Source organism: Kitasatospora sp. NPDC004614 (genome assembly GCF_042873675.1).
Lineage (GTDB): Bacteria > Actinomycetota > Actinomycetes > Streptomycetales > Streptomycetaceae > Kitasatospora.
In genome coordinates, this window is sequence record NZ_JBIALR010000003.1 from 44,975 (window position 1) to 69,400 (window position 24,426).

Annotated in this window: 26 protein-coding genes and 1 riboswitch; of the genes, 14 read left to right on the forward strand and 12 right to left on the reverse strand. The window is 72.8% G+C overall.

Annotation, left to right across the window (positions count from 1 at the left end):
* Positions 1 to 17: 17 nt before the first annotated feature.
* Positions 18 to 1,409 (forward strand): phytoene desaturase family protein, encoded by a 1,392-nt coding sequence (locus ACFYST_RS09635; RefSeq protein ID WP_387861150.1) that lies wholly within the window; start codon positions 18 to 20, stop codon positions 1,407 to 1,409.
* 7 nt (positions 1,410 to 1,416) lie between these two features.
* On the opposite strand, the gene ACFYST_RS09640 is transcribed toward ACFYST_RS09635, so the two are convergent.
* Both ACFYST_RS09640 and metF read right to left on the reverse strand, forming a co-directional pair.
* Positions 1,417 to 2,136 (reverse strand): hypothetical protein, encoded by a 720-nt coding sequence (locus ACFYST_RS09640; RefSeq protein ID WP_387643747.1) that lies wholly within the window; start codon positions 2,134 to 2,136, stop codon positions 1,417 to 1,419.
* Positions 2,137 to 2,232: 96 nt separating this feature from the next.
* Complete coding sequence (gene metF / locus ACFYST_RS09645; RefSeq protein ID WP_387643745.1) at positions 2,233 to 3,147, reverse strand: methylenetetrahydrofolate reductase [NAD(P)H]; 915 nt, start codon at positions 3,145 to 3,147, stop codon at positions 2,233 to 2,235.
* 172 nt (positions 3,148 to 3,319) lie between these two features.
* Between metF and ACFYST_RS09650 the strand changes: the two genes are divergently transcribed.
* Positions 3,320 to 4,426 carry a polyprenyl synthetase family protein gene (locus tag ACFYST_RS09650; RefSeq protein ID WP_387643743.1) on the forward strand — a complete coding sequence of 369 codons (1,107 nt, stop codon included), beginning with the start codon at positions 3,320 to 3,322 and terminating at the stop codon, positions 4,424 to 4,426.
* Here the strand turns inward: ACFYST_RS09650 and ACFYST_RS09655 are convergent, their stop codons facing one another.
* The 4 genes from ACFYST_RS09655 to ACFYST_RS09670 all read right to left on the reverse strand — a co-directional run bounded on the left by ACFYST_RS09655 (position 4,427) and on the right by ACFYST_RS09670 (position 7,422).
* Positions 4,427 to 4,891, reverse strand: a complete 465-nt coding sequence (locus tag ACFYST_RS09655) for a VanZ family protein (RefSeq protein ID WP_387861152.1) — start codon at positions 4,889 to 4,891, stop codon at positions 4,427 to 4,429.
* Positions 4,892 to 5,197: 306 nt separating this feature from the next.
* Complete coding sequence (gene thiE, locus ACFYST_RS09660; protein WP_387861154.1) at positions 5,198 to 5,833, reverse strand: thiamine phosphate synthase; 636 nt, start codon at positions 5,831 to 5,833, stop codon at positions 5,198 to 5,200.
* Positions 5,830 to 6,195 (reverse strand): Rv2175c family DNA-binding protein, encoded by a 366-nt coding sequence (locus tag ACFYST_RS09665; RefSeq protein ID WP_387643735.1) that lies wholly within the window; start codon positions 6,193 to 6,195, stop codon positions 5,830 to 5,832. The genes thiE and ACFYST_RS09665 overlap by 4 nt, the downstream gene beginning before the upstream one ends.
* 21 nt (positions 6,196 to 6,216) lie before the next feature.
* Positions 6,217 to 7,422 (reverse strand): NAD(P)/FAD-dependent oxidoreductase, encoded by a 1,206-nt coding sequence (locus tag ACFYST_RS09670; RefSeq protein WP_387861155.1) that lies wholly within the window; start codon positions 7,420 to 7,422, stop codon positions 6,217 to 6,219.
* A 48-nt stretch (positions 7,423 to 7,470) separates the two neighbouring features.
* A riboswitch (TPP riboswitch) is annotated at positions 7,471 to 7,583 on the forward strand.
* On the opposite strand from ACFYST_RS09670, the gene thiO reads away from it, so the two are divergent.
* The 4 genes from thiO to pknB all read left to right on the forward strand — a co-directional run bounded on the left by thiO (position 7,578) and on the right by pknB (position 11,585).
* Positions 7,578 to 8,723 carry a glycine oxidase ThiO gene (thiO, locus tag ACFYST_RS09675; protein ID WP_387861156.1) on the forward strand — a complete coding sequence of 382 codons (1,146 nt, stop codon included), beginning with the start codon at positions 7,578 to 7,580 and terminating at the stop codon, positions 8,721 to 8,723. It overlaps the preceding riboswitch by 6 nt.
* Positions 8,720 to 8,929: a sulfur carrier protein ThiS gene (thiS, locus tag ACFYST_RS09680; protein ID WP_387643727.1), complete on the forward strand. Its 210-nt coding sequence runs from the start codon at positions 8,720 to 8,722 to the stop codon at positions 8,927 to 8,929. The genes thiO and thiS overlap by 4 nt, the downstream gene beginning before the upstream one ends.
* Before the next feature lies 1 nt (position 8,930).
* Entirely contained in the window at positions 8,931 to 9,722 is a 792-nt protein-coding gene (locus tag ACFYST_RS09685; protein WP_387643724.1) for a thiazole synthase, read from the forward strand.
* Positions 9,723 to 9,854: 132 nt separating this feature from the next.
* Positions 9,855 to 11,585 (forward strand): Stk1 family PASTA domain-containing Ser/Thr kinase, encoded by a 1,731-nt coding sequence (pknB, locus tag ACFYST_RS09690; protein ID WP_387861565.1) that lies wholly within the window; start codon positions 9,855 to 9,857, stop codon positions 11,583 to 11,585.
* Between the two features lie 18 nt (positions 11,586 to 11,603).
* Here the strand turns inward: pknB and ACFYST_RS09695 are convergent, their stop codons facing one another.
* On the reverse strand, positions 11,604 to 12,233 hold the full coding sequence (locus tag ACFYST_RS09695; protein WP_387861158.1) for a sulfite oxidase-like oxidoreductase: 630 nt from the start codon (positions 12,231 to 12,233) through the stop codon (positions 11,604 to 11,606).
* Positions 12,234 to 12,546: 313 nt separating this feature from the next.
* Here ACFYST_RS09695 and bfr point away from each other — a divergent pair, with 313 nt between their 5' ends.
* Positions 12,547 to 13,026 carry a bacterioferritin gene (gene bfr, locus ACFYST_RS09700; RefSeq protein ID WP_387643719.1) on the forward strand — a complete coding sequence of 160 codons (480 nt, stop codon included), beginning with the start codon at positions 12,547 to 12,549 and terminating at the stop codon, positions 13,024 to 13,026.
* A gap of 13 nt (positions 13,027 to 13,039) precedes the next feature.
* On the opposite strand, the gene ACFYST_RS09705 is transcribed toward bfr, so the two are convergent.
* Positions 13,040 to 13,273 (reverse strand): bacterioferritin-associated ferredoxin, encoded by a 234-nt coding sequence (locus tag ACFYST_RS09705; protein WP_387861160.1) that lies wholly within the window; start codon positions 13,271 to 13,273, stop codon positions 13,040 to 13,042.
* 127 nt (positions 13,274 to 13,400) lie between these two features.
* On the reverse strand, positions 13,401 to 14,732 hold the full coding sequence (locus ACFYST_RS09710) for a class II 3-deoxy-7-phosphoheptulonate synthase (protein WP_387643716.1): 1,332 nt from the start codon (positions 14,730 to 14,732) through the stop codon (positions 13,401 to 13,403).
* Positions 14,733 to 15,030: 298 nt separating this feature from the next.
* Between ACFYST_RS09710 and ACFYST_RS09715 the strand changes: the two genes are divergently transcribed.
* The 5 genes from ACFYST_RS09715 (at position 15,031) to ACFYST_RS09735 (ending at position 20,162) form a co-directional block, all read left to right on the forward strand.
* A complete protein-coding gene (locus ACFYST_RS09715; RefSeq protein WP_387861162.1) occupies positions 15,031 to 16,968 on the forward strand; it encodes an anthranilate synthase family protein in 1,938 nt (645 codons plus the stop codon).
* Positions 16,969 to 17,067: 99 nt separating this feature from the next.
* Entirely contained in the window at positions 17,068 to 17,424 is a 357-nt protein-coding gene (locus ACFYST_RS09720; protein WP_387643711.1) for a CU044_2847 family protein, read from the forward strand.
* Positions 17,421 to 18,308 (forward strand): trypsin-like peptidase domain-containing protein, encoded by an 888-nt coding sequence (locus tag ACFYST_RS09725; protein WP_387861164.1) that lies wholly within the window; start codon positions 17,421 to 17,423, stop codon positions 18,306 to 18,308. Before ACFYST_RS09720 ends, ACFYST_RS09725 begins: the two co-directional genes overlap by 4 nt.
* Positions 18,309 to 18,341: 33 nt before the next feature.
* Entirely contained in the window at positions 18,342 to 19,274 is a 933-nt protein-coding gene (locus ACFYST_RS09730) for a hypothetical protein (RefSeq protein WP_387861165.1), read from the forward strand.
* A gap of 9 nt (positions 19,275 to 19,283) precedes the next feature.
* A complete protein-coding gene (locus ACFYST_RS09735) occupies positions 19,284 to 20,162 on the forward strand; it encodes a transporter substrate-binding domain-containing protein (protein WP_387643704.1) in 879 nt (292 codons plus the stop codon).
* Here the strand turns inward: ACFYST_RS09735 and ACFYST_RS09740 are convergent.
* The 3 genes from ACFYST_RS09740 to ACFYST_RS09750 all read right to left on the reverse strand — a co-directional run bounded on the left by ACFYST_RS09740 (position 20,159) and on the right by ACFYST_RS09750 (position 22,827).
* On the reverse strand, positions 20,159 to 20,827 hold the full coding sequence (locus ACFYST_RS09740; RefSeq protein ID WP_387643702.1) for a response regulator: 669 nt from the start codon (positions 20,825 to 20,827) through the stop codon (positions 20,159 to 20,161). The two genes, ACFYST_RS09735 and ACFYST_RS09740, sit on opposite strands and share 4 nt — an antisense overlap.
* On the reverse strand, positions 20,820 to 21,926 hold the full coding sequence (gene macS / locus ACFYST_RS09745) for a MacS family sensor histidine kinase (protein WP_387861566.1): 1,107 nt from the start codon (positions 21,924 to 21,926) through the stop codon (positions 20,820 to 20,822). The genes ACFYST_RS09740 and macS overlap by 8 nt, the downstream gene beginning before the upstream one ends.
* A 94-nt stretch (positions 21,927 to 22,020) precedes the next feature.
* Positions 22,021 to 22,827: a lysophospholipid acyltransferase family protein gene (locus tag ACFYST_RS09750; protein ID WP_387861567.1), complete on the reverse strand. Its 807-nt coding sequence runs from the start codon at positions 22,825 to 22,827 to the stop codon at positions 22,021 to 22,023.
* Positions 22,828 to 23,000: 173 nt separating this feature from the next.
* Between ACFYST_RS09750 and ACFYST_RS09755 the strand changes: the two genes are divergently transcribed.
* Both ACFYST_RS09755 and ACFYST_RS09760 read left to right on the forward strand, forming a co-directional pair.
* Positions 23,001 to 23,780, forward strand: a complete 780-nt coding sequence (locus ACFYST_RS09755) for an alpha/beta hydrolase (RefSeq protein ID WP_387861167.1) — start codon at positions 23,001 to 23,003, stop codon at positions 23,778 to 23,780.
* 10 nt (positions 23,781 to 23,790) lie between these two features.
* Positions 23,791 to 24,381 carry a hypothetical protein gene (locus ACFYST_RS09760; protein ID WP_387861168.1) on the forward strand — a complete coding sequence of 197 codons (591 nt, stop codon included), beginning with the start codon at positions 23,791 to 23,793 and terminating at the stop codon, positions 24,379 to 24,381.
* The last annotated feature ends 45 nt before the right edge of the window (positions 24,382 to 24,426 follow it).

Below are 24,426 nucleotides of genomic sequence, written 5' to 3' on the forward strand. Positions count from 1 at the left end.
GCATAAGATCTCCTGCCATGGCTCGCATTCTCGTCGTCGGCGCAGGTATGGGCGGTCTGGCCGCCGCGTCCAGGCTGGCCACTCTCGGGCACCGGGTGACGGTGCTGGAGGCGGCCGGGACGTACGGCGGGCAGGTGGGGGCGTACCGGCGGGAGGGGTTCGGGTTCGACACCGGGCCGGGTCTGCTCGCGCTGCCCGCCGTGTACCGGGACCTCGCGCTGAAGACCGGCAGGGAGCCGCTGGAGCAGCTGGTCGGGTTGCGGCCGGTGGATCCGGAGAGCCGGCACCTGTTCGCGGACGGCACCGAGCTGGTGCTGCCGAACGCGTCCCGGGGCGGGGTCGGCGAGGCCCTGGACGGGGCTTTCGGCGCGGGCGCGGGTGCGCGGTGGAACGACATGGTCAACCGGGGCCGCACGGTGTGGGAGGCCACCCGCCGTCCGCTGCTGGAGGAGCCCCGTCCGGCGGTCGACCCGGCCGATCCGTACCCGGTGCCGCCGCGCCGCGGGCTGTCCCGGCTGCTGCCGCGCGGGCGCCACACGCTGGCCGATGTCACCGCCCAGGAGTTGGCGGGTGCGCCCGGCCCGTCGGCGCTGCTCGCCGAGTACGCGTTGCGGTACGGCCTGAACCCGTTGACCGCGCCCGCCTCCGCGACCGTCCTGCCGTACATGGAGCAGTCGTTCGGCGTCTGGTACGTGGACGGCGGTCTGCGGGCGCTCGCCGACGCGGTGTTCGAGCGCTGCGAGAAGCGCGGGGTCGAGTTCCGTTTCGGCACGCCCGTACGGGAGTTGGAGCGTTCGGGCGGCCGGGTCACCGGTGTCCGCACCGACGACGGGACGCTGGCCGCCGACCTGGTGCTGTCGGCCGTTCCCGGGCTGGGTGTCGCCGCGCCCGCCGAGCCCGCGCCCGGCCGTTTCACGGTGCTGCTCGCGCTGAACGGTGCCCGCCCGGCCGGCACCGCGCACCGCACCGTGCTGCACGGCGCGGACGTCGCCGCCGAGGCCCGCGCGGTCTTCGCCGACCGCACCCTGCCCGAGCGTCCCACCGTCCAACTGCTGCGCCCGGACGACCCGTTGCTGGTGCCCGGGCCCGACTCCGAGGCGGCCGTGCTGACCGTCACCGTTCCGGCCGGGATGGAGTTGACCGACGCTCAGCAGGACGCCTACGCCGACGAGTTGCTGGCCCGGCTGGCCGCCGCGGGCGTCGACCTGCGTGCGCGGCTGCGCTGGCGGGAGACCCGGCTGACCGCCTCCGTCCCGGCACCCGCGCTGGCCGGCGGGCGGCTCGGCCAGGCCAACGAGGCGGGCGAGCCCGGCCTGTACCTGATCGGCGGGTACGCCCATCCCGGCGGCGGGCTGGCCCGGGTCGGGATGTCCGCCTCGATCACGGCCGGGCTGGTCGGCCCGGCCTGACGGCCGCTCAGTACTGCTGCTGGTAGCCCCAGTTGTGCTGCTGCTCGCCCGGCTGCTGCGGGATGTACGGCTGCTGCTGGTACTGCTCCGGCTGGTACTGCTGCTGTTGCGGGTACTGGTAGACCGGCTGGCCGTACTCGTCGTAGCCGATCAGCTGCGGCTGCTGGGCGTACGGGTCCTGGTAGGCCTGCTGCTGGTGGCCGAACTGCGGCTCCGGCTGCTGGTAGTAGTACTGCTGCTGGTCGGGCTGCTGCTGGTAGGCGACCGGTTCGTCGGTGTAGATGCCCGCGTCGATCTCCTGGAACTCCTCGTACGCGTACGGCTGTTCGTCCACCGGCTCGTCCTCGACCGGGCCGACCTCGCCGACCTTCGGGGCCGCCGCGGCCACCACCGCCGCGGCGGTCGCCCCGCCGGTGGCCGCGGCCAGCAGCGGGACCTTGGCCAGCGGGCCGGGGAGGGTGCCGTCCGCGCGGCGCAGCGACCAGCCCACCGGGCGGCCGCGCTTGACCGAGAGGGTGACCATCGCCTGCCCGGCCGCGAAGGCCGCGGCGCCCGCGACTATCACCGGAACGGAGGACTGCGTCATCCCCGCGACCACCCCGAGGAAGCCCACCAGGGCCAGCGCCCGCCAGTGCAGCGCGGCCCGGTTCTGCAGCAGCAGTTCGGCCGTCAGCCAGACCGCGACCAGCGCCAACGCGCCATAGAGGAACAGGTTTCCGATGCCCATCCCCGCAACCTCCAGACGCCACCATCACCGCGCGATTGCGGGCGACTGTACCGCCTCCGGGCAAACACCACAGCATCCCGTCCACCCGGACGGCGGTCAGTGCTTGTGGAGGCCCAGGTTCTGGTAGATCTCCAGCGTCGAGGTGCTGTGGTTGAGGGTGATGAAGTGCAGGCCGGGGGCGCCTTCCGCGAGGAGTCTCTCGGCCATGACGGTGGCGTGTTCGAGGCCGACGGCGCGGACTTCGGCCGGGTTGTCGGCGGCGGCCTCCAGGCGGCGGCGGAAGTCGGGCGGGAAGTCGGAGCCGGACAGCTGGGGGAAGCGGACCAGCTGGCGGATGTTGGTGACCGGCATGATCTCCGGGATGATCGGCGTCTCGCAGCCGGCCGCGGCGACCCGGTCGCGCAGCCGCAGGTAGTCCTCGACCTCGAAGAACATCTGGGTGATCGCGTAGTCCGCGCCGGCCCGGCACTTGGCGACGAAGTGCTTGATGTCCTCGTCCCACTCGCTGGAGCGCGGGTGCATCTGCGGGAACGCGGCCACGCCGACGCAGAAGTCGCCGATGCCCTTGATGAGTTCGACCAGTTCGTAGGCGTAGCTGACGCCGTCGGGGTGACGGACCCACTCGCCCATCGGGTCGCCGGGCGGGTCGCCGCGGACGGCGAGCACGTTGCGCACGCCCTCGTCGGCGTACTGGCCGATGATGTTGCGCAGTTCGGCCACCGAATGGTCGACGGCGGTGAGGTGCGCGACGGGGGTCAGGGTGGTTTCGGTGGCGATCCGGCCGACCAGGTTGACGGTGCGGCCTCGGGAGGATCCGCCGGCGCCGTAGGTCATGCAGACGAAGTTCGGGTCGAGCGCCTCGACGCGGCGGATCGCGTCCCAGAGTTTGCGCTCGCCCTCTTCGTTGCGGGGCGGCATGAACTCGAAGGAGAAGGAGCGGTCGCCTGCCGCCAGCAGGTCGCGCACGGTCTGGGCGCGGTCGCTTCTGGTGGAGGGAATCCCGAGTGCCATGAAGGCAGGTTAGCCTTCGGCGGCGCGGCCCGGACAAACCGAGTCCAGGGGTTGAGACAGTAATCGAGATTCCCCGGGCGCGTCCCGGCGGTCCGGCCCGGGCGTCGGCGGACGAGTGCACCCAGGCGGGGGCGTTAGTCTGACTGTCAGACCAATCTATCCGGAGTTCCAGGTGCCCTCCTCCATCCGTCTTCCCCGCAACCCCGTCGATGCGGAGGACGTGCGCGACCGCGTCAACGCCGCGCTCAGCGCGTTCATGGCCGAACGGACCGCCCTGCTCTCCGGCATCTCCGACCAGCTCGGTCCGGTCGCCGGCGCGCTGCGCGAGTTCCTGCTCGACGGCGGCAAGCGGCTGCGCCCGGCGTTCTGCTACTGGGGCTGGCGCGCGGCCGGCGGCTGCGCCGAGGAACCCGGCATCGAACGCGCCGCGGCCGCCCTGGAACTGCTCCAGGCCAGCGCCCTGGTGCACGACGACCTGATGGACCGCAGCGACACCCGCCGCGGCCTGCCGTCCGTGCACCGCCGCTTCGAGGGCATGCACCGGGCCAACGGCTGGCGCGGCGACCGCGAACAGTACGGCGCGTCCGCCGCGGTACTGCTCGGCGACCTGCTGCTGATCTGGTGCGACGAGCTGTTCCAGCGCTCGGGCCTGCCCGCCCCTGCAGTGTCCGCCGCCAAGCCCGCGTTCGACCTGATGCGCACCGAGGTCATGCTCGGCCAGTACCTCGACGTACTGGAGCCGGTGGCCGGCGACTCCACCGACGCCGACGCGCTGGACCGGGCGCGGACGGTACTCCACTACAAGTCCGCGAAGTACACCATCGAGCGCCCGCTGCAGGTCGGCGCACTGCTGGCCGGCGCCGGCCCCGACCTGGTCGAGGCGCTCGGCAACTTCGGCCTGCCGCTCGGCGAGGCCTTCCAGCTGCGCGACGACCTGCTCGGCGTGTTCGGCGACCCGGCGGTCACCGGCAAGCCGGCCGGCGACGACCTGCGCGAGGGCAAGCGCACCCTGCTCGTCGCCCACGCGATGCGCGGCCTCTCGGAGGTCGACGCCAAGACCCTGGACACCCGGCTCGGCGCGCCCGACCTCACCCCGGACGAGGTGGCCGAGCTGCGCGAGCTGATCTCCGCCAGCGGCGCCCCGGCGATCGTCGAGGCCCGCATCGACCAGCTGCTCACCGAGGCACTGACCGCCCTGCACAACGCGCCGATCGCCGACGGCCCGACCCGCGAGGTGCTCCAGGCCCTGGCGGACGCGGCGACGGTGCGCAAGTACTGATCAGCGGTCCCGCCACCGCCGGGAGGCGAGTGCGGCCAGCCCGGCGCCGGCGGCGTTCAGCAGGACGTCGTCCACCGAGGAGACCCGGTCCAGCCACAGCACGTACTGGGCCGTCTCCACCAGCACCGAGCAGGCCGCACCCAGCGCCAGCACCCGCGGCACCGTGAGCGATCGGAACCGGATCGGCGCGAAGAAGCCGAGCGCCGCGAACACCAGCAGGTTGCCGCCGATCTGCACCGTCGCGGTCACCGGCGTGCCCTGGGAGAGGACCTCGTACAGGTCCCGAAACGGCACCAGGCTTACCCGTCGGGGCGCGACACCCGCCCCCGGGCCCGGCAGCAGGATCATCCAAACCCACGGCACCGTCCCGTGCACCATGGCAACCTCGGCGAAGGCGGCTCGGCGCCGGGAGAGCACCCGCACCAGCACGGCCGACAGCGGCAACGCGGCCAACGACCAGAACACCGCCGCATTGACCGTCCCGAGCCACGGCTGCCACCCGGCACGGTGATGCAACGGCCGCTGCGCGACGAAAGCCACTGCCGTGGCGAGAACGGCGACCGGGGCGAGAAACCAGCGAGAGCGCAACCAGGGGCGCTGGGGGTACCCCCAGCGAAGCGAGGGGGCGGAACTGCGCGCAGCGGAAGGCACCCCACCGCAAGATCGCGACGCAGGACAATGACCTGCACTTGATCGCGACCTTGCGGACGTGGCCTGCGCTTGTCGCGCAGTTCCCCGCGCCCCCAGTTTCGCGCCCCCCTCCCTGCCCACCTACCGCAGCCTGGCAGCCAGTTGTGCCGCCGCCGCGCCCGGGTCCTCCGCGGCGGTGAGGGCGCGGACGACCACGATGCGGGTGGCGCCGGCGGCCAGGACCTGGTCGAGGTTGTCCTGGTCGATGCCGCCGATCGCGAACCACGGCCGGACAGGCCTCACGGCAGCCGCGTGGCGGACCAGGTCGAGGCCGGGGGCGTGGCGGCCGGGCTTGGTGGGGGTGGGCCAGACCGGGCCGGTGCAGAAGTAGTCGACGCCGGGCTCGGTGATCGCCGCGTCCACCTCGGCCTCGGAGTGGCAGGAGCGCCCGATCAGCACGTCCTCGCCGAGGATGGCGCGGGCCACGGCCACCGGCAGGTCGTCCTGCCCGAGGTGCAGCACGTCGGGGCGGGCGCCGAAGGCGACGTCGGCACGGTCGTTGACGGCCAGCAGTTTGCCGTGGCGCTTGGCCGCGTCCGCGAAGACCTCGAGGTACTCGAGTTCCTGGCGGGCCTCCAGGTTCTTGTCCCGGAGCTGGACGATGTCGACGCCACCGGCCAGCACGGCGTCCAGGAAGTCGGCCAGGTCGCCCTGCTCGCGCCGGGCGTCGGTGCAGAGGTAGAGCCTGGCGTCGGCGAGCTGCTGCCGGGGCGTCACAGTGCCATGGCCTGGGCGCGGCGCTTGACCTCGGTGCCGCGGTTCTCGCGCAGGGCCTGGATCGGGCTGCCGGGGAGGGACGGGTCCTCGGTGAACATCCACTCGAGGATCTCCTCGTCGGAGAAGCCGCAGTCGCGGAGCACCGTGAGGGTGCCGACCAGGTGCTTGACCGGGCCGTCGTCCTCGATGAAGTCGGCGGGCACCTGGAGGGAGTTGTTCGCGCCGCGGCGGACGGCCAGCAGGGTGCGGTTCTTCACCATGTCGCGGACCTCGGTGATCACCACGCCCCACCGCTCCGAGATGTCGGGCAGGTACAGCCACGCGGGGACCAGGGCGTCAATCTTGGGATCAATCTTGCTCACGGCACCCAGCCTACCCACCCGCTACCCGGCGGCGGCCTTCAGCTGGACGGCCGGGTCGGCGGCGAGCGCCGGATCGAGCACCGTGCCGCGTTCGATCAGGCGGCGGCCCTGCGCGAGGTCGCGCGGCCGGTCCACGGCGAGCAGCGCGACCAGCTTGCCGTCGCGCAGCCAGAGCACCGTCCAGTCGCGCTCGGACGGGGAGCCGCGCCACAGCAGGTGGTCGGCACCGGCGTGCCGGCCCGCGTACTGCACCATGCGGTCGAACTGCTCGGACCAGAAGTACGGGACGGGGTCGTAGGGCGCGTCCAGGGTGCCGAGCACCGAGGCGGCGACGGCGCCGCCGGAGTGCAGGGCGTGGTCCCAGTGCTGGACGGCGAGCCGGGTGCCGAACCGGGCGGACGGGTAGGAGACGCAGTCGCCGACCGCCCAGACGCCGGGCAACGCGGTGCGCAGCCGGTCGTCCACCGGGACGGTGCCGTCGGGGTCGAGGGCGAGCGGGCTGTCGGCGAGCCAGCCGGTGGCGGGGCGGGCGCCGATGCCGACCACCACCTCGTCGGCGGGCAGGTGGGTGCCGTCGGCGAGCAGCACCCCGCCGTCGGCGGCCCCGGCAACGCCGACGCCGCAGCGCAGTTCGACGCCGGCGGCGGCGTACCAGTCGGTCATCAGGGTGCCGAGTTCGGCGGGCAGCGCCCCGGCCAGCGGGGTGGCGGCGGCCTCGACGACGGTGACGTGGCAGCCCAGGGCGCGGGCGACGGTGGCGGTCTCGGCGCCGATCCAGCCCGCGCCGACCAGCACGATCCGCTTGTCGGGGGTGAGCGCGGCCCGCAGCGCGTGCGCGTCGTCGACGGTGCGCAAGGTGCGGGCGTCGGGCAGACCGGGCAGCGTGCGCGGGTCGGCGCCGGTGGCGATCACCAGGGCGCCGTACGGGAGTTCGCCGCGGTCGGTGTGCAGCACGCCGGCGTTCAGGCCGGTGGCGCGGTGGCCGGTGCGCAGTTCGACGCCGAGGTCGCTCCAGTCGATCTCGAAGGCGGTGGCGTCGGTCTTGCCGAGCAGCACGTCCTTGGACAGCGGCGGCCGGTCGTACGGGAGGTGGAGTTCCTCGCCGACCAGGGTGATCGCGCCCTGCCAGCCACCCTGTCGCAGGTTCAGGGCGGCCTGTGCGCCCGCCATGCCCGCCCCGACCACGACGACCCGGTCCGTTGCCCTCAGTTCAGCCACGGCGTCCACCCTAACCGGCCTGATGTCGGCCGGGGCACCGGCGTTAAAGTGGAGGGACTGAACTATCACGGGAGCCCGGCGCACCGGGCTGAGAGGCGGGCTGTGGCGGCCCGCGACCGTCCGAACCTGATCCGGGTCATGCCGGCGAAGGGAGAAGAAGCGCTGTGGCACATTCCGACGTGCTGGTGATCGGCGGGGGCATCATCGGCCTCGGCGTCGCCTGGCGTACCGCGCAGCGCGGGCTGAGCGTCGCGGTGGTGGACCCGTCGCCGGGCGGCGGCGCGGCCCAGGTCGCCGCGGGCATGCTCGCTCCGGTCACCGAACTCCAGTACGGCGAGGAGCCGTTGCTGCGCCTGGGCATGGCGTCCAACGAGCGCTACGGGGCGTTCGCCGCCGAGCTGACCGAGCTGACCGGCCTGGACACCGGCTACCGCCGCACCGGCACGCTGGCCGTCGCGCTGGACTCCGACGACCGCGAGGAACTGCGCGAACTGCACGCCTTCCACGGCCGGCTGGGCCTGGAGTCGGCGTGGCTGACCGGCCGGGAGTGCCGCCGGCTGGAGCCGATGCTGGCCCCGGGCATACGCGGCGGCCTGCACGTCGCCGAGGACCACCAGGTGGACGGCCGCCGCCTCGCCGCCGCGCTGGTCGCGGCCTGCAAGCTGCTCGGCGTCGCCTTCCACCGCACCCAGGCCGCCGAACTGGTGACGGACGGCGAACGGGCGCTCGGCGTCCGCCTGTTGAGCGGCGAGCAGCTGACGGCCGGACGGACGGTGCTGGCGGCCGGCTCCCGCAGCCACCTGCTGCCGGGCCTGCCGGACGGGGTGCTGCCGGCCATCCGCCCGGTCAAGGGGCAGGTGCTGCGGCTGCGCGTCCCGAAGCTGTACGCGCCGTTCCTGTCCCGCAATGTGCGCGCCGTGGTGCGCGGCCAGCACCTGTACCTGGTGCCGCGCGCCGACGGCGAGTTGGTGATCGGCGCGACCACCGAGGAGATGGGCCACGACACCACCGTCACCGCGGGCGGCGTGTACGAGCTGCTCCGGGATGCGCACGAACTCGTCCCCGGCATCACCGAGTTGCCGCTGGTGGAGACGGGCGCGGGGCTGCGGCCCGGTTCCCCCGACAACGCGCCGCTGCTCGGCCCGACCGCGCTGCCCGGCCTGGTCGCCGCCACCGGGCACTACCGCAACGGCGTGCTGCTCACCCCCGTCACCGCCGACCTGCTCGCCGACTACCTGGCCACCGGCGAACTCCACCCGCTGGCCGCGGACTTCACCCCCGACCGCTTCCGCACCGAGGTGCCCGCATGAACACCGTCGCCCTGACCGTCAACGGCGAACCCCGCACGCTGCCCGCCGCCACCACGCTGGACGTGCTGGTCGCCGAGGTGTCCGCCGCCAACACCGGCGTCGCCGCCGCCGTCAACGAGGCCGTGGTGCCGCGCAGTTCGTGGCCCGCCACGGCGCTCGGCGACGGCGACCGGGTGGAGATCCTCACCGCCGTGCAGGGAGGCTGAGATGGCCGACGACCTGCTGACCATCGGCGACACCACCTTCACCTCCCGCCTGATCATGGGCACCGGCGGCGCCCCCAGCCTGGATGTGCTGGAGCAGGCGCTGCGGGTCTCCGGCACCGAACTGACCACGGTGGCGATGCGCCGGGTCAACACCGCCACCCAGGGCTCGGTGCTGGAGGTGCTGGCCCGCAACGGCATCCGGATCCTCCCGAACACGGCCGGCTGCTACACCGCGGGCGAGGCCGTGCTCACCGCCCGCCTGGCCCGCGAGGCGCTCGGCACCGACTGGGTGAAGCTCGAGGTGATCGCCGACGAGCGCACCCTGCTGCCCGACCCGATCGAACTCCTGGACGCCGCCGAGACCTTGGTCGACGACGGCTTCACCGTGCTGCCGTACACCAACGACGACCCGGTGCTGGCCCGCAAGCTGGAGGACGTCGGCTGCGCGGCGATCATGCCGCTGGGCTCGCCGATCGGCTCCGGCCTGGGCATCCGCAACCCGCACAACTTCCAGCTGATCGTGGAGTCCGCGAACGTCCCGGTCGTCCTCGACGCGGGCGCCGGCACCGCCAGCGACGTCGCCCTGGCGATGGAACTCGGCTGCTCCGCCGTCATGCTGGCCTCCGCCGTGACCCGCGCCCAGGAGCCCGTCCTGATGGCCGACGCGATGCGCCGCGCCGTCGAGGCCGGCCGCCTCGCCCACCGGGCCGGCCGGATCCCGCGCCGCTACTACGCCGAGGCCTCCTCCCCCACCACCGGCCTGGCCGACACCCGGGAGCGCCCCGCGTTCTGACGGCGCGCCCGAACCGCCGGGCACCCCCGCGCGTCCCCCTCCGGGAGGAGGCTTCCATGGGACGAGCCGGGCACCGCGGCGACCGGCTTGCCGGACCGTACCCGGTTCGGCCCCTAGACTCCTCGGGTGGACATGACCATAGGTGACCCTCTGCTCGGCGTGCTGCTCGACGGGCGCTACCGGGTCGAGCAGCGGATCGCCGTCGGCGGCATGTCGACCGTCTACCGCGGCACCGACACCCGGCTCGACCGGGCCGTCGCGCTGAAGGTGATGCATCCTTCGCTGGCGGGCGACGCCGACTTCACGGCGCGGTTCATCCGTGAGGCGAAGGCGGTGGCCCGGCTCGCGCACCCCAATGTGGTCAACGTGCTGGACCAGGGCGCGGATCCGCGCGCGGTGTTCATGGCGATGGAGTACGTCCCCGGCCACACCCTTCGCGACCTGCTGCGCGATCGCGGCGCGCTCTCGGTGCGGGCCGCGCTGGACGTCCTGGAGCCGGTGCTGGCGGCGCTCGGCGCGGCGCACCGGGCGGGCCTGGTGCACCGGGACGTGAAGCCGGAGAACGTGCTGATCACCGACAACGGCATGGTGAAGGTCGCGGACTTCGGCCTGGTCCGGATCATGGGCGCCGCCGACTCGAACACCACCGCCGCCACCGAGGCGGGCCAACTGCTCGGCACCGTCTCGTACCTGGCCCCGGAGCAGATCCGCCAGGACGCGGCCACCGACCAGCGGGTGGACGTCTACGCGGCGGGCATCCTGCTGTACGAGATGCTGACCGGCACCAAGCCGCACACCGGCGAGAACGCCGCCCAGGTGATGTACCGCCACCTGCACGAGGACGCCCCGGCGCCGTCCCGCACCGCCCCCGCCGTGGGCCCGGAGCTGGACGCGCTGGTCGCCGCCGCCACCGCCCGCGACCCGCAGGCCCGGCCGTGGGACGCGGTGGAGCTGCTGGCGGCCGTGCAACGGGTGCGCCGGGCCCTGCCGGACGGGCAGTTGGACGCGGAGCCGCCGGCCTCGCACCGGCCCACCCCGCAGTTCGGCCCGGGCGAGGCGACCGCGGTGATCAGCGCCCCGCCCGGCCTGGAGCGCACCAGCGTGCTGGACGTCCCGCCGGACCTGCTGCCGCCGATCCGCCCGGTGAACGAGGACCCGCCGCCGCGCCGCCGCCGCAGCGCGCCCCGGCGCAGCCGCACCCCGCTGATCTGGTCGGCGGTGGTGCTCGTGGTGGTGCTGCTGGTCGGCGGCGTGACGTACACGCTGTCCAGCGCGGTGTACGCGACGGTGCCGAGCGTGCTGGGGCAGAGCCGGCAGCAGGCCGTCACGGTGCTGGACAAGCAGGGCCTGCACGGCACGTTCAGCGAGCAGTTCAGCGAGTCGGTGCAGGCCGGCCAGGTGATCTCCACCGACCCGGGGGTGGGCGCCAAGGTCCGCAAGAGCGACGCGGTGAAGGTGGTCGTCTCGCGCGGCCCGGAGCGGGTGCCGGTGCCGGAGGTGGCGAACCGTCCGCTGGCCGAGGCGTCCAAGGCGCTGTCCGGCGCCAGGCTGACGGCGGGCACCACCACCGAGCAGTTCAGCGACTCGGTGCCGAAGGGCGCGGTGATCTCCACCGACCCGGCGCCCGGCACGGCGCTGTCCCCGAACTCGCCGGTGGCGCTGACGGTCTCCAAGGGCATGCACCTGGTGCCGAACGTCTCCGGGATGAGCAAGGACGACGCGGCGAAGGCCCTGCAGGACGCGGGCTTCACCGCTCAGGTCTCCGGTCTGCTGCCGTTCGGCAAGGTGACGGAGCAGTCCCCGGCGGCGGGGACGCCGCGCCCGCAGGGGTCGACGGTGACCATCACCATCAGCCTCTTCTGAGCCTCGCCCCGCCGGGGTTCAGCGCAGCGGGCCGTCGCCGTCCTGCTCCTGGTAGGAGTAGCGCTGCTCCTGCCAGGGGTCGGCCCGGTTGTGGTAGCCGCGTTCCTCCCAGAAGCCGCGGCGGTCGGCGCGCATGTACTCGACGGCGCGCACCCACTTGGGGCCCTTCCAGGCGTACAGGTGCGGCACCACCAGGCGGACCGGGAAGCCGTGTTCGAGGGTGAGCGGCTGCCCGTCGTGGTGGGTGGCGAAGACCGTCGCCGGATCCGCGAAGTCGGCGAGCCGCAGGTTGGCGCTGTAGCCGAACTCGGCCCACACCATGACGTGGGTGACGCCCGGGTCGGGCGGGACCAGGTCGAGCACTGTCCGGGCGGCGACGCCGCACCACTCGTTGTCGAGCATGGAGAACTTGGTGACGCAGTGGAAGTCGCCGCGGACGGTCACCTTGGGCAGCGCGTGGAAGGCGGCGAAGTCCCACCTGGCCTTCTCCGCGCCGGCGGTCGCCCCGAACACCTGGAAGTCCCAGCTGTCCGGTTTGAATCTGGGCACCGGACCGTAGTGCAGAACGGGCCAGCCGCGCTGCCGGCGCTGGCCGGGCGGAAGCCTCGGGTCAGACGGCGGCGGCTGTTCCGATTGGTGCTGACCCATGGCTCCATGGTGACAGACGGCGCCCGGCGAACCGTGCGCGCCCCCGCCGCGCGCCCCTTCCGGAACGCATTCCGGCGGAGGGGGGCAACACGAGGCAAATCCGCCCGGGCCTCCGTTCAGGCGTTCGGGCCAGATACCTCCGTACGGCCCAATCCGTGCGACGTTCGCGCAGGTCAGCGAATTTCCGCACCGGCAGAAACGCCGATTCCCGGCCGCCCGGTAAGCGTGAACTTACTGGAAGTGAACCCGACCGGCTGCCACGATGCGGGCAAACCGGCACCGGCCGGAATTGACCACGTCAGGAAGGCAGGCCATGCAGGGAGATCCCGAGGTCGTCGAGTTCCTCAACGAGCAGCTGACCGCCGAACTCACCGCGATCAACCAGTACTTCCTGCACGCCAAGATGCAGGAGAACAACGGCTGGACCAAGCTCGCCAAGTACACCCGGCACGAGTCCTTCGACGAGATGAAGCACGCCGAGACACTCACCGACCGGATCCTGTTCCTGGAGGGCCTGCCGAACTACCAGCGGCTGTTCCACGTCCGGATCGGGCAGACCGTCAAGGAGATGTTCGAGGCCGACCGGCAGGTCGAGGTGGAGGCGATCGACCGCCTCAAGCGCGGGATTGTGGTGATGCGCGCCAAGAACGACGTCACCTCGGCGAACATCTTCGAGGACATCCTGGCCGACGAGGAACACCACATCGACTACCTGGACACCCAGCTGGAACTGCTGGACAAGCTCGGCGAGGCGCTCTACCTGGCGCAGCTGATCGAACAGCCGGAGACCTGAGCCGCGGCGCCGGTCAGGCGGCCTGCGGGGCGGCCGGCCCGGCCAGGCCCAGGCGCTCGGCCAACCGGGCCGTCGGACACGGGCGGGCGCCGTGCTCGCCGAGCAGCGCCTGGACGCGCCGCACGCAGGAACCGCAGTCGGTGCCTGCCTTGCAGCCCCGGGCTATCTGACGCGGGGTGGTGGCACCCTCGTCGATCTCCTGCTTGACCCGGGCCTCGGTGACCGCGTGGCACATGCACACGTACATGTGCGGCCCCTTCCGTGCTCGGCGTTGTTTACTGAGCCTTACCTTACTTGATGCTTCGGACACGAAGAAGGCCCCTCCGCCTCGGATCACCCGAAAACGGAGGGGCCTTCGTCACACCCGGCCGGGGCTACTGGTTGCGGTACATCTCCGCGACCAGGAACGCCAGGTCCAGCGACTGGCTGCGGTTGAGCCGCGGGTCGCAGGCCGTCTCGTAGCGCTGGTGCAGGTCGTCGACCAGCACCTCGTCGCCGCCGCCGACGCACTCGGTGACGTCGTCGCCGGTCAGCTCCATGTGGATGCCGCCCGGGTGGGTGCCGAGCGCGCGGTGCACCTCGAAGAAGCCCTTGACCTCGTCGAGCACGTCGTCGAAGTTGCGGGTCTTGTGGCCGCTGGACGCCTCGAAGGTGTTGCCGTGCATCGGGTCGCTGATCCACACCACCTGGGCGCCGGACGCGGTGACCTTCTCCACCAGGGTGGGCAGGTGGTCGCGGATCTTGCCCGCGCCCATCCGGGTGATGAAGGTGAGGCGGCCGGGCTCGCGGTCCGGGTCCAGCCGGTCGATCAGGGTGAGCGCCTCGTCGACCGTGGTGGTCGGGCCGAGCTTCACGCCGATCGGGTTGCGGATCTTCGAGGCGAACTCGATGTGCGCGTGGTCCAGCTGGCGGGTGCGCTCACCGATCCACACCATGTGGCCGGAGACGTCGTACAGGTCGCCGGTGCGCGAGTCGGTGCGGGTCAGCGCCGTCTCGTAGTCCAGGATCAGCGCCTCGTGCGAGGAGAAGAACTCGACCGTCTTGAACTCCTCGGGGGCCACCCCACAGGCGTTCATGAAAGCCAGCGCCTGATCGATCTCCCGGGCCAGCTGCTCGTAGCGCTGACCGGCCGGGGAGTTGCGCACGAAGTCCTGGTTCCAGGCGTGCACCTGGCGCAGGTCGGCGTAACCACCGGTGGTGAAGGCGCGCACCAGGTTCAGCGTCGACGCGGAGGCGTTGTACATCCGCTTCAGGCGCTCCGGGTCCGGGATCCGGGACTCGGGGGTGAACTCGAAGCCGTTCACCGAGTCACCGCGGTACACCGGCAGCGTCACGCCGTCACGGGTCTCGGTGTTCTTCGAACGCGGCTTGGAGTACTGGCCGGCGATCCGGCCGACCTTCACCACCGGGACGGAGGCGGCGTAGGTGAGCACCGCCGCCATCTGGAGCAGGGTCTTCAGCTTGTTGCGGATCTGGTCGGCCGACACGGCGTCGAACGCCTCGGCGCAGTCACCGCCCTGCAGCAGGAACGCCTCACCACGCGCGACGGCGCCGAGCCGGGCGCGCAGCTGGTCGCACTCGCCGGCGAAGACGAGCGGCGGATAGGAGGCGAGCTCAGCAAGGGTCTTGCGCAGAGCCTCTTGGTCCGGCCATTCAGGCTGCTGCGCCGCGGGCAGGGACTGCCAGGAGTGGTTAGTCACGGTCACAGAAGCAAGGCTACGGGTTCGCCCCGGCAGCTTGGGGACGCCGCCCGGTGGGTGAGACAGCTCGTGGACATCGCCCCGGGCGTCCGGCCGGTGGGCTATGGTCTGCTCCATGACCGCGACGCACACCTTCTCCTGGTGGTGGGCCTGCCCGTTGGGCGGCCCACGGATCGCGCGTCCCTAGAGACGAACGACGGCCGCCCTTCGGGGCGGCCGTCGGCGTCTGTGTCCAGCGTCACGGCCCTCCCCGGAGGCGGCGGCAGAAGCCCGCAGCCAACCCCCGGAAGGGAACACCGCAGTCGTGACCACCACCGCAGCCGACCTGCTCGCCCGGCTCACCGCGCCCGGCGCCCCCGCCTTCGCCCTGCTGCACCGCCGCGCGCCCCGGCTCGCCCCCGACACCGTCGAGCTGCTGCTCGGCACCGTCTCCGAGCACGACACGCTGGCCGAACTGCCGGTTCGGCACGGCGTGCCCGCCGACGGGCCCCGGCACGACCTGCTCGCCCTCGTCCCCTACGCCCAGCTGCGCGAACGCGGCTTCGCCGCCCGCCAGGACGGCACCCCGCTGCGCGCCCTGGCCGTCGAGGAGCAGCACGCGCTGCCGCTGGCCGAGCTGCTGGCGGCGCTGCCGGACGCGCCGGTGGAGCTGCGCGGCGGCGAGTTCGACATCGCGGACGAGGAGTACGCCGGGATCGTCCGGCGGGTGATCGAGGACGAGATCGGGCGCGGCGAGGGCGCCAACTTCGTCATCCGGCGCGATTTCCGGGCCGAGCTGGCGGGCTTCTCCACCGCCACCGCGCTGACCCTGTTCCGGCGGCTGCTGGAGCACGAGCGCGGCGCCTACTGGACGTTCCTGGTGCACACCGGCGACCGGGTGCTGGTCGGCGCGTCCCCCGAGGTCCACGTCCGGCAGTCCGGCGGCACCGTGGTGATGAACCCGATCTCCGGCACCTACCGCTATCCGTCGACCGGGCCCACCGCCGAATCCCTCCTCGAATTCCTGCGCGACCCGAAGGAGTTGGAGGAGCTCACCATGGTGGTCGACGAGGAACTGAAGATGATGTGCGCGGTCGGCGACCTCGGCGGGCAGGTGCTCGGGCCCCGGCTGAAGGAGATGTCGCACCTCGCGCACACCGAGTACGAGCTGCGCGGCCGCACCTCGCTGGACGTCCGGGAGGTGCTGCGGGAGACCATGTTCGCCGCCACCGTCACCGGCAGCCCCGTGCAGAACGCCACCCGGGTCATCGACCGGTACGAACGCGGCGGGCGCGGCTACTACTCGGGCGCGCTGGCGCTGATCGGGCGCTCCGCCGGCGGCGGCCAGCAGCTGGACTCGCCGATCTGCATCCGGGCCGCCGACATCGACCCCGCCGACGGCTCGCTGGTGGTCCGGGTCGGCGCCACCCTGGTCCGGCACTCCGACCCGTACTCGGAGGTCGCCGAGACGCACGCCAAGGCCGCCGGCGTGCTCTCCGCGATCGGCGCCCGCCCGGCCCGGTCGGCGAAGGCCGCCGCCGCCCGGCCCCGGCTCGCCGAGGACCACCGGGTGCAGTCCGCGCTGGGCTCCCGGCGGGCCGGCCTCGCCCCGTTCTGGCTGCGGATGCAGCAGCCCGCCGAGCCCCGCCCGGGCGCCCACGTGCTGGTGGTCGACGGCGAGGACACCTTCACCGCGATGCTCGCCCACCTGCTGCGCTCGCTCGGCCACACCGTCACCGCGCTGCGCTACGACGCCCCGTCGCTGCGCGAGCGGGCCGCCGCCCACCCCGGCCCGCTGGTGCTCGGCCCCGGCCCCGGCGACCCCGCCGACCCGGACGACCCGAAGATGGCGCTGCTGCGCCCGGTCGTCGCCGACGCCCTGGCCGCCGCCCGGGACGGCTCCCGGACCGCCCCGCTGCTGGCGGTCTGCCTCAGCCACCAGCTGCTGTCCGCGCAGCTCGGCCTGCCGCTGGCCCGCAAGGCCGTGCCGTACCAGGGCGCGCAGGAGAGCGTCGACCTGTTCGGCGTCCGCCGCACCGTGGGCTTCTACAACACCTTCACCGCCCGCTGCGACGACGACGCGGCGCGGCGCCTGGCCGCCGACGGCATCGAGGTGGCCCGCGACCCGCGCAGCGGGGACGTGCACGCGCTGCGCGGACCGGGCTTCGCGGGCCTCCAGTTCCACCCCGAGTCGGTGCTCACCAGGGACGGCGTGGAGATCGTCGCCGAACTGTTGAACGCCGTCCCGGCAGTGCGCGGCTGACCCACCCGCCACACCCGCAACGAACCCTTAAAACGCGTAGTACGGAGTGGAGTTGACTGATATTCATATCCTGCTTCGCGAGCGGGAATGGAGGGGGACATGGCGCATTCAACGGAACACGACACGGTGGAGATCGTCCTGGACGACGGCACCGTCCTGCACGCGGCCGTCCGCGCGGGCTCGGAACCGACGGCCGGGGACGCGGGGGCGGTCTCCAGGGCGGTGACGCACAGCCTGGGCGAGGTGCGGCGGACGGTCCGCGCGGTGGGCCGCTGGGCCCGGGACACCGCGCGGGAGGCCGGCGACCCGGACTCCTTCGAGGTGGAGTTCGGCCTCAACCTGGGCGTGAAATCAGGCCAGTTGATCAGCGTGCTGGCGGAGGCGTCCGGCGAGGCGAGCCTGGTGGTACGGCTGGGCTGGTCACGCCCCGACGGCCGCCCCGCCGACGCCGAGTGACGCCGCACGGCGCGCCGGCCGCCGCGCTCTGGCTGGCCGGACCCGACGGGGAGTTCCTCGGCAGCGGCTTCCACCTGGGAGCGGGCCGGGTGGTCAGCTGCGCCCACGTGGTGGCCGGACACCCGTCGGTCACGGCCCACCACTCCGGCACCGCGCATCCGGCCCGGGTGGTGCTGCTGGCCCCGCCCGAACGCCCGCCGGGCGCGGCCGTGCACCCGCCGCCGGACCTGGCGGTGCTGGACGTCCCGGGTCTGGCGGGCGCACCCGCGGTGCCGCTCGCCGGGCGGGACGTCGCCAACGGCGCCGCCGTGCTGGTGCACGGCTTCGCGGAGAACAAGCTGACCCGCGAAGTCGGCCCGGAATCCGCCCGGTTGACCGTGGCGGGCCCCTCCGGGCTCGGCCTGCGGGTGCAACTGGGTGCGATCCCGTTCGGGTTGAGCGGCAGCATGGCGATCGACGGCGACGGCCGGGTGATCGGCATGCTGAAGGCCACCGCGGACAGCGTCGGCACGCTGGGCGGCTGGATCACCCCGCTGTCCGACCTGCTGCCGCTGCTCGGCGAACGCCCGGCCGCGCCGGAACGGAAGGTCACCGCCCAGGCGTGCGCCCGACTGCTGGCCGAGGTCGCGCTGCTGCAGGACCCGCCGGCGCGACTGCAACTGATCCAGTTCATGAACGAGCAACTCGGCCCGGGCGCGGGGATCAAGGTGCCCTACCACGGGCATGCATTCCTGCACCTGAGCGGCATCGCCGCCGCCTGCCTCAAGCACCGCGACCCGACCAGCGCCCTGCACGCCCTGCTGGACTGCGCCTTCGCCTTGTCCGGACCGGACCAGGCGCTCGACGAACTCGGAAGACTGCTGCACATCGACCCGGAGGGCTAAGGGATGGACCGCTGCACCAGGGAGACCCGGCACATGCTGCAGCGCATCCTGTCGGGCTGGTTCGAACTGGCCGTACCGCTGCCCCAGTTGGAGCAGCACCTCGCCGAACAGACCGACTACGTCGTCCAGGTGAACTTCGCCGGCCTCCCGCAGGCCGCCCAGCGGATCGCCAAGTACCTGGCCGAGGACCACCCCCAGCCCGCCGCCGCGATCAGCCACCTGTACGACTGGCTGACCGACGCCTTCGGTTCCCAACTGCGCGGCGACTGGGTCGGGTTCCTCGGCCGGGTGCAGGACGCCCGGGGGCTGACGATGGACCAGCGGGCCGACTTCGTGGTGATCGCCCAGGTGCTGTGCTTCCCGGCGCCGCTGCCGGAGCGCGCCTCCGGCCTGGAGCTGCTCGGCCTGGCCGAACGGTCCCTGGCCGGCGGCAGCCCCGCCCTGCTGCTGCTCGAAATCGACCGCGTCGAGGAGCAGTTGGCCCAGCAGGCCCGAGTCGCGGTGGACCGCTCGCGCAGCTACGTCCAGCGTGTGCCGTCCCCGCCACCCCCGGTCTGGCGAGCGGTGGCGGTCGCCGTCGCGCTGCTGGCCCTGGCGGGCGGGCTGGCGGCCCTGGTGCTCGACAAGGGGCCGGCGCCGCTGCCCGACCAGGCGGTGACCTGGCAACCGGGGTCGGTGGATCCGGGCAACGCGTCCTTCGCCATGGTGAACGTCCCGCCCGAGGCGAAGCGTCTGGTGGCACACATCGAGTTGACGGACGAGCATCCCGACCAAGGCAGCTGCCGTGGGATCCAGATCGCCCTCTCCGCCGAACCGGGCGGGAGCACCGGCTGGCAGCCGCCGGACAAGCCGCTGTCCGTCGCCGTCCCACCCGGCCACAACGGCCTGCGCATCACCCTGCGCATGAATGCCTCGCCCGGCTGCGTACGAAAGATAGACACCCAGCGCGTCGAGTTCGAGCGATAGGAGGTTCCCGTGCACGCACCACGCACCGTCCGTCTGGCGGCCTGTCTGCTCCTGCTGGCCGCCGCCGCATTCGGCTGCTCCGACGACAGCAAGCCGAATCCGTTCGACAGCGATCCGATCAAGATCGGCTTCAAGGACGGCCGCCCAGGCATGTCGGTCCTCACCGGCAAGGGCAACTACGACGGCTTCGAGCCGCACGTGGCGCAGAAGGTGGTGCAGGGTCTACTGCACCGCGACTTCACCTCGCTGCCGGTGACCACGGCCAACTGGAAGGAAGCCCTCCTCGACGGCAAGACCAACCACAACAAGGTCGACCTGGTGATAGCCGACATCTCCGAACGGGACGATCTGAAGCACGACTTCGACATGGCCGGCCCCTACCTGCAGACCCCGCTCGGCGTCCTGCTGAAGGCCTCGGACACCCGGGAGATCAACAAAGCCGAGGACCTCCGGCCGCTCGCCGTCTGCGCGCAGGAGAAGACCACCGCCTACAGCACCCTGGAGCAGAACGGCGGTCGGCCCCCCGTCAGCGCCACTGACCTCGGCGGGTGCATCGACCGGCTCAACGACGGCACCGCCGAGGCGGTGCTCGCCGACTACGTGGTCCTACAGGGCATCGCGATCAACTCCGGTTCCGGTACCGAGCACACCTACCGGGTCCCCCGGAACGCCCGGATCGGCAGGCCGCAGTACCTGATGATGATGCTGCCCAAGGGCCACCAGAAGGCCTGCGAGCTGCTCCGCAAGGCGATCGCCGACTACCTCCAGGACACCGACTGGACGACCACCCTGAAGCAGGACCTCGGGCTCGACGACTTCACCAACGAGGAGATCCGCGACACCTTCCAGCCCGTCACCAACGCCGTCGGTGAGGACTGCTCGGCCTAGCCCAGCTCCTCGTCCAGCCCCTGCTCGATCGCGTACCGCACCAGCTCGACCCGGTTGTGCAGTTGCAGCTTGCCGAGGGTGTTTTGCACGTGGTTCTGCACGGTGCGGTGCGAGAGCACCAGCCGGTCGGCGATCTGGCGGTACGACAGGCCCTTGGCGACCAGCCGCAGCACCTCCGTCTCCCGGGGGGTCAGCTGCGGCACGGCCGGCTGGGCGGGGGTGCCGGGCTCGGTGGCCAGGCGGCGGAACTCGCCGAGCACCAGCCCGGCCAGGCCGGGGGTGAAGACCGGGTCGCCGACGGCGGTGCGGCTCACCGCGTCGATCAGTTCCTCGCGGCCGGCCGACTTCACCAGGTAGCCGGTCGCTCCGGACTTCACCGCCTCCAGCACGTCGGCGTGCTCGCCGCTCGCGGACAGCACCAGCACCCGCACCGCCGGGTCGGCGGCCACCACCTGGCGGCACACCTCGACGCCGGGCAGCGCGGGCAGGTTGAGGTCGAGTACCACCACCTGCGGGGCGCTGGCCCTGGCCCGGCGCACCGCCTCCTCGCCGTCCCCGGCGGTGGCGACCACCGCGAACCCGGCCTCCGCCAGGTCCCGGGCCACCCCGTCGCGCCACATCGGGTGGTCGTCCACCACCATCACCCGCACCGGCTGATCAGACATCGCCACCCCTCCTCGGCCACCGCAGTTCCACCTCGACGCCCTCTCCGGGCACCGAGTACAGCTCAGCGCTGCCGCCGAGGTCCAGCATCCGGCCGCGGATCGACTGCGACACGCCCAGCCGGCCGTCGCGCTGCGCCTGGGCCAGCCGTCCGGCCGGGAAGCCGGGGCCGTCGTCGCGGACCGAGACCGTGACGGCCTGCGGCTCGTCCTCCAGCAGGATCCAGGCGCGGGCGCCCTCGCCCGCGTGCGTCCGTACGTTGTCCAGCGCGGCCGCGACCGCGGCGGCCAGTTCGGCGGCCACCGGCGCGGGCATCAGCACCGGGGTGGCGGGCGCGGCGACGGTGATCCGCTCGTCCGCGTGCCGGCAGACCAGCGGGCGCAGGTCCGCCTCGCCGTCCTCGAGTTCCGGCTGCTGGGCGCCTGTCATCAGGGCCCGCAGCGCGCGTTCCTGTTCCCCGGCCAGTCGTCCCAGCTCGGCGGCGTCGCCCTGCTGACGGTGCACCAGGGCGAGCACCTGGAGCACCCCGTCGTGGATGTCCCGGGACAGCCGTTCGCGTTCCCGGGTGGCGGCCTCCACCTGGAGTGCCCGGGTGAGCACGGCCTCGCTGGCCCGGGCCAGTTCGATGACGTAGCCGATCGCGCAGCCCGCGACCAGCAGCAGCACGATGTTGTGCAGGTTGTCGGGGCTGACCCCGCCGTGGCCGAGGATGTTGGCGGCGCCGATCACCGCTCCGGCGAACGCGGCGGGCCGCCAGCCGCCCTTGCCGGCGAAGCCGAGCACGGTGCCGGCCGCCCAGATGGTGGGCAGCGTCGGCGCGCCGGCGTGGATCCGGGCGGGGGTGTCGATGAAGCCGCTCTGCACGATGCCGAACACCGCGAACAGCAGGTCGGTGCCGAGCACCGCCCAGGTGCACCGCTTCGGCCCGGCGAACGCCCGGGTGCTGGCCAGCGTCCACAGGGTCAGCGCGCCCAGGTAGATCCAGCCGGACACCGGGTGCAGGAACTCCCGGTACGCGGTGAAGAACCGCAGCACCGCGTACGCGAGTGCCAGCACCCGGAAGTACCCCATGGCACGCCACAGCGGCAGTTCCACCGACATCCCGCCGGCCACCACGGCCGCGGCCGGACCTGACGGCCCCGGCTGCGGCACGGCGGGTCTGTGCTCCCCCACGGCAAGCCCCCCTGACGGCCGGTCAGGCCCCGGCGTCCTTCTCCTGCTCTGCCTTTTCCCGACCTGCGGCCGTCTCCTGCTCGGCCTTCTCCTGCTCGGCGGCGGCGGCCTTCTCGGCCTTCTGCTGCGCCTTGCGGTCCGCGTCGGCGGCCTTCTTCTCCTCGGCGAGCTGCCGCTTGGCGGCGGTCGCGTAGATGTCCACGTACTCCTGGCCGGACAGCCGCATGATCTCGTACATCACCTCGTCGGTGACCGAGCGCAGGATGAACCGGTCGTTCTCCATGCCCTGGTAGCGGGAGAAGTCCAGCGGACGGCCGATCCGGATGCCGGGGCGGACGCCGAAGTTGGGGATCACCTGGCCGGGCGGCTGCACCTTCTCGGTGTCGATCATCGCGACCGGGATCACCGGCGCACCGGTGGCCAGCGCGACGCGGGCCAGGCCGCCGACCTTGCCGCGGTACAGCTTGCCGTCGGGCGAGCGGGTGCCCTCCGGGTAGACGCCGAACACCTCGCCGCGCTCGATCACCGCGATGCCGCTGCGGATCGCCGCCTCGCCGGCGCCGCGGGCGCCCGAGCGGTCCACCGGCAGCTGGCCGACGCCCTTGAAGAACGCCGCGGTCAGCCGGCCCTTGATGCCGGGCGTGGTGAAGTACTCGGCCTTCGCGATGAACGTCACCCGCCGCTTGAGCAGCGCGGGTAGGAAGAACGAGTCCGAGAAGGACAGGTGGTTGCTGGCGAGGATGGCCGGGCCTTCGTCCGGAATGTTCTCCTCGCCCTCCATCCACGGCCGGAAGAAGATCCGCAGCAGCGGCGCGACGATCATCTTCATCAGTCGGTAGAACAACCGGGGCCTCCTGTTGTGCGGACCGGACGATCCTAATGCTTGTGCTCGCCCGCCCGTGCACCGGCGACCCGTTCCAGGGCCGCCGCGCACCTCTGTACGGGGCAACCCGCCCGTGGGACGATCGGGGAAAACCCCCCACACCTCCAGGAGTTCCGCCGATGCCGCTGATGCCGGGAGCCGAGCCCTACCGCCACGACGGCGGGCCGGTCGGCGTGCTGCTCGTTCACGGTTTCACCGGTTCCCCGCAGTCCATGCGGCCGTGGGCCGAACATCTGGCCGACGCCGGACTCACCGTCAGCGTCCCGCTGCTGCCCGGCCACGGCACCCGCTGGCAGGACCTCCAGCCGACCCGCTGGGAGGACTGGTACGCCACCGCGGAGACCGCCCTCCTCGAGCTCGCCGACCGGTGCGAGCAGGTCTTCGTCTGCGCGCTGTCGATGGGCGGGGCACTCGCCCTCAAGCTCGCCGAGAAGCACGGCGACCGGATCTCCGGACTGGTGCTCGTCAACCCGTCGGTGCGCTCCGACAACCCCGCGACGGTGCTTCTTCCGGTCCTGCGCCACCTGCTGCCGTCGCTGCCCGGCATCGCCTCGGACATCGCGAAGCCCGGCACGACCGAGGTCGGCTACGACCGGTTGCCGCTGCACGCCGCCTGGTCACTGGCCCGGCTGTGGAAGAGCGTCCAGGCGGGAATGCCGAGGGTGACCCAGCCCGTTCTGCTGTTGCACAGTCCGCAGGACCACGTGGTCTCGCCGCACAACTCGGCGACGGTGCTCGCCCGGATATCCTCGACCGATGTGACGGAGCTGCTGCTCGACCGCAGCTTCCACGTGGCCACGCTGGACCACGACGCCGGTCTGATCTTCGGGGCGAGCCTCGACTTCGTCCGGCGGCTGGCCCCGGCAGCGGCGGTCGATGCCGGGAACCACTCGGGCTGAAAGGCCGATAGTGAACGAGACCAGCAAAGCGAACGACGACGACCTGCCCCGCGACGACCCGAAGGCGGCCGAACCCGCCGAAGAAGCCGCGCCCGAGCCCGCCCCGCGGCGCCCCGCCGCCGGCAGCCAGGCCGAACAGGACGCGATCTTCGCCGAGCTGGTCGGCCGGTTCGACGAACCCGTGGACGCCACCGAGCACGCCTGGCCCGACGCGGAGAACGTCACCGAGCGCCCCCGGCGGCCCAGCGCGCCCACCGGCCCCACCGGCCTCGGCGACTTCACCCCCCGCCCGGTCCCCCGCCCCGCCGAGGGCGGCCCCCGCGACTACACCGTCGCCGAGGACGAGGACGAGGGCCACTTCGTCCCGCCGGAGCCCCCGCCGCTGCCCCCGGCCGAAACCACCGCCAAGTTCGCCTGGCTGGCCGTCCTCGGCGGACCGGCACTGATCATGTTCGACGCCCTGGTGTGGCGCGAGGTCTCCGGCTGGCCCGCCTGGGTCGGCGGCATCGCCTTCCTCGGCGGCTTCGCCACCCTGGTCGCCCGCATGAAGGACCGCGACGACGACGAGCCCGACGACCCGAACGGCGGCGCCGTCGTCTGACGCCGCCCGCGCCGGGGCCGAAGACCGCTCAGCCCCGGCGCGACC

Bases quoted from the DNA above. Each gene is read 5' to 3' on its own strand.
- ACFYST_RS09635 (WP_387861150.1), top strand. From the start codon at position 18: ATGGCTCGCATTCTCGTCGTCGGCGCAGGTATGGGCGGTCTGGCCGCC.
- ACFYST_RS09640 (WP_387643747.1), bottom strand. From the start codon at position 2,136: ATGGGCATCGGAAACCTGTTCCTCTATGGCGCGTTGGCGCTGGTCGCG.
- metF (WP_387643745.1), bottom strand. From the start codon at position 3,147: ATGGCACTCGGGATTCCCTCCACCAGAAGCGACCGCGCCCAGACCGTG.
- thiS (WP_387643727.1), top strand. From the start codon at position 8,720: ATGAACACCGTCGCCCTGACCGTCAACGGCGAACCCCGCACGCTGCCC.
- ACFYST_RS09685 (WP_387643724.1), top strand. From the start codon at position 8,931: ATGGCCGACGACCTGCTGACCATCGGCGACACCACCTTCACCTCCCGC.
- pknB (WP_387861565.1), top strand. From the start codon at position 9,855: ATGACCATAGGTGACCCTCTGCTCGGCGTGCTGCTCGACGGGCGCTAC.
- ACFYST_RS09695 (WP_387861158.1), bottom strand. From the start codon at position 12,233: ATGGGTCAGCACCAATCGGAACAGCCGCCGCCGTCTGACCCGAGGCTT.
- bfr (WP_387643719.1), top strand. From the start codon at position 12,547: ATGCAGGGAGATCCCGAGGTCGTCGAGTTCCTCAACGAGCAGCTGACC.
- ACFYST_RS09705 (WP_387861160.1), bottom strand. From the start codon at position 13,273: ATGTACGTGTGCATGTGCCACGCGGTCACCGAGGCCCGGGTCAAGCAG.
- ACFYST_RS09720 (WP_387643711.1), top strand. From the start codon at position 17,068: ATGGCGCATTCAACGGAACACGACACGGTGGAGATCGTCCTGGACGAC.
- ACFYST_RS09730 (WP_387861165.1), top strand. From the start codon at position 18,342: ATGCTGCAGCGCATCCTGTCGGGCTGGTTCGAACTGGCCGTACCGCTG.
- ACFYST_RS09740 (WP_387643702.1), bottom strand. From the start codon at position 20,827: ATGTCTGATCAGCCGGTGCGGGTGATGGTGGTGGACGACCACCCGATG.
- macS (WP_387861566.1), bottom strand. From the start codon at position 21,926: ATGTCGGTGGAACTGCCGCTGTGGCGTGCCATGGGGTACTTCCGGGTG.
- ACFYST_RS09750 (WP_387861567.1), bottom strand. From the start codon at position 22,827: ATGAAGATGATCGTCGCGCCGCTGCTGCGGATCTTCTTCCGGCCGTGG.
- ACFYST_RS09755 (WP_387861167.1), top strand. From the start codon at position 23,001: ATGCCGCTGATGCCGGGAGCCGAGCCCTACCGCCACGACGGCGGGCCG.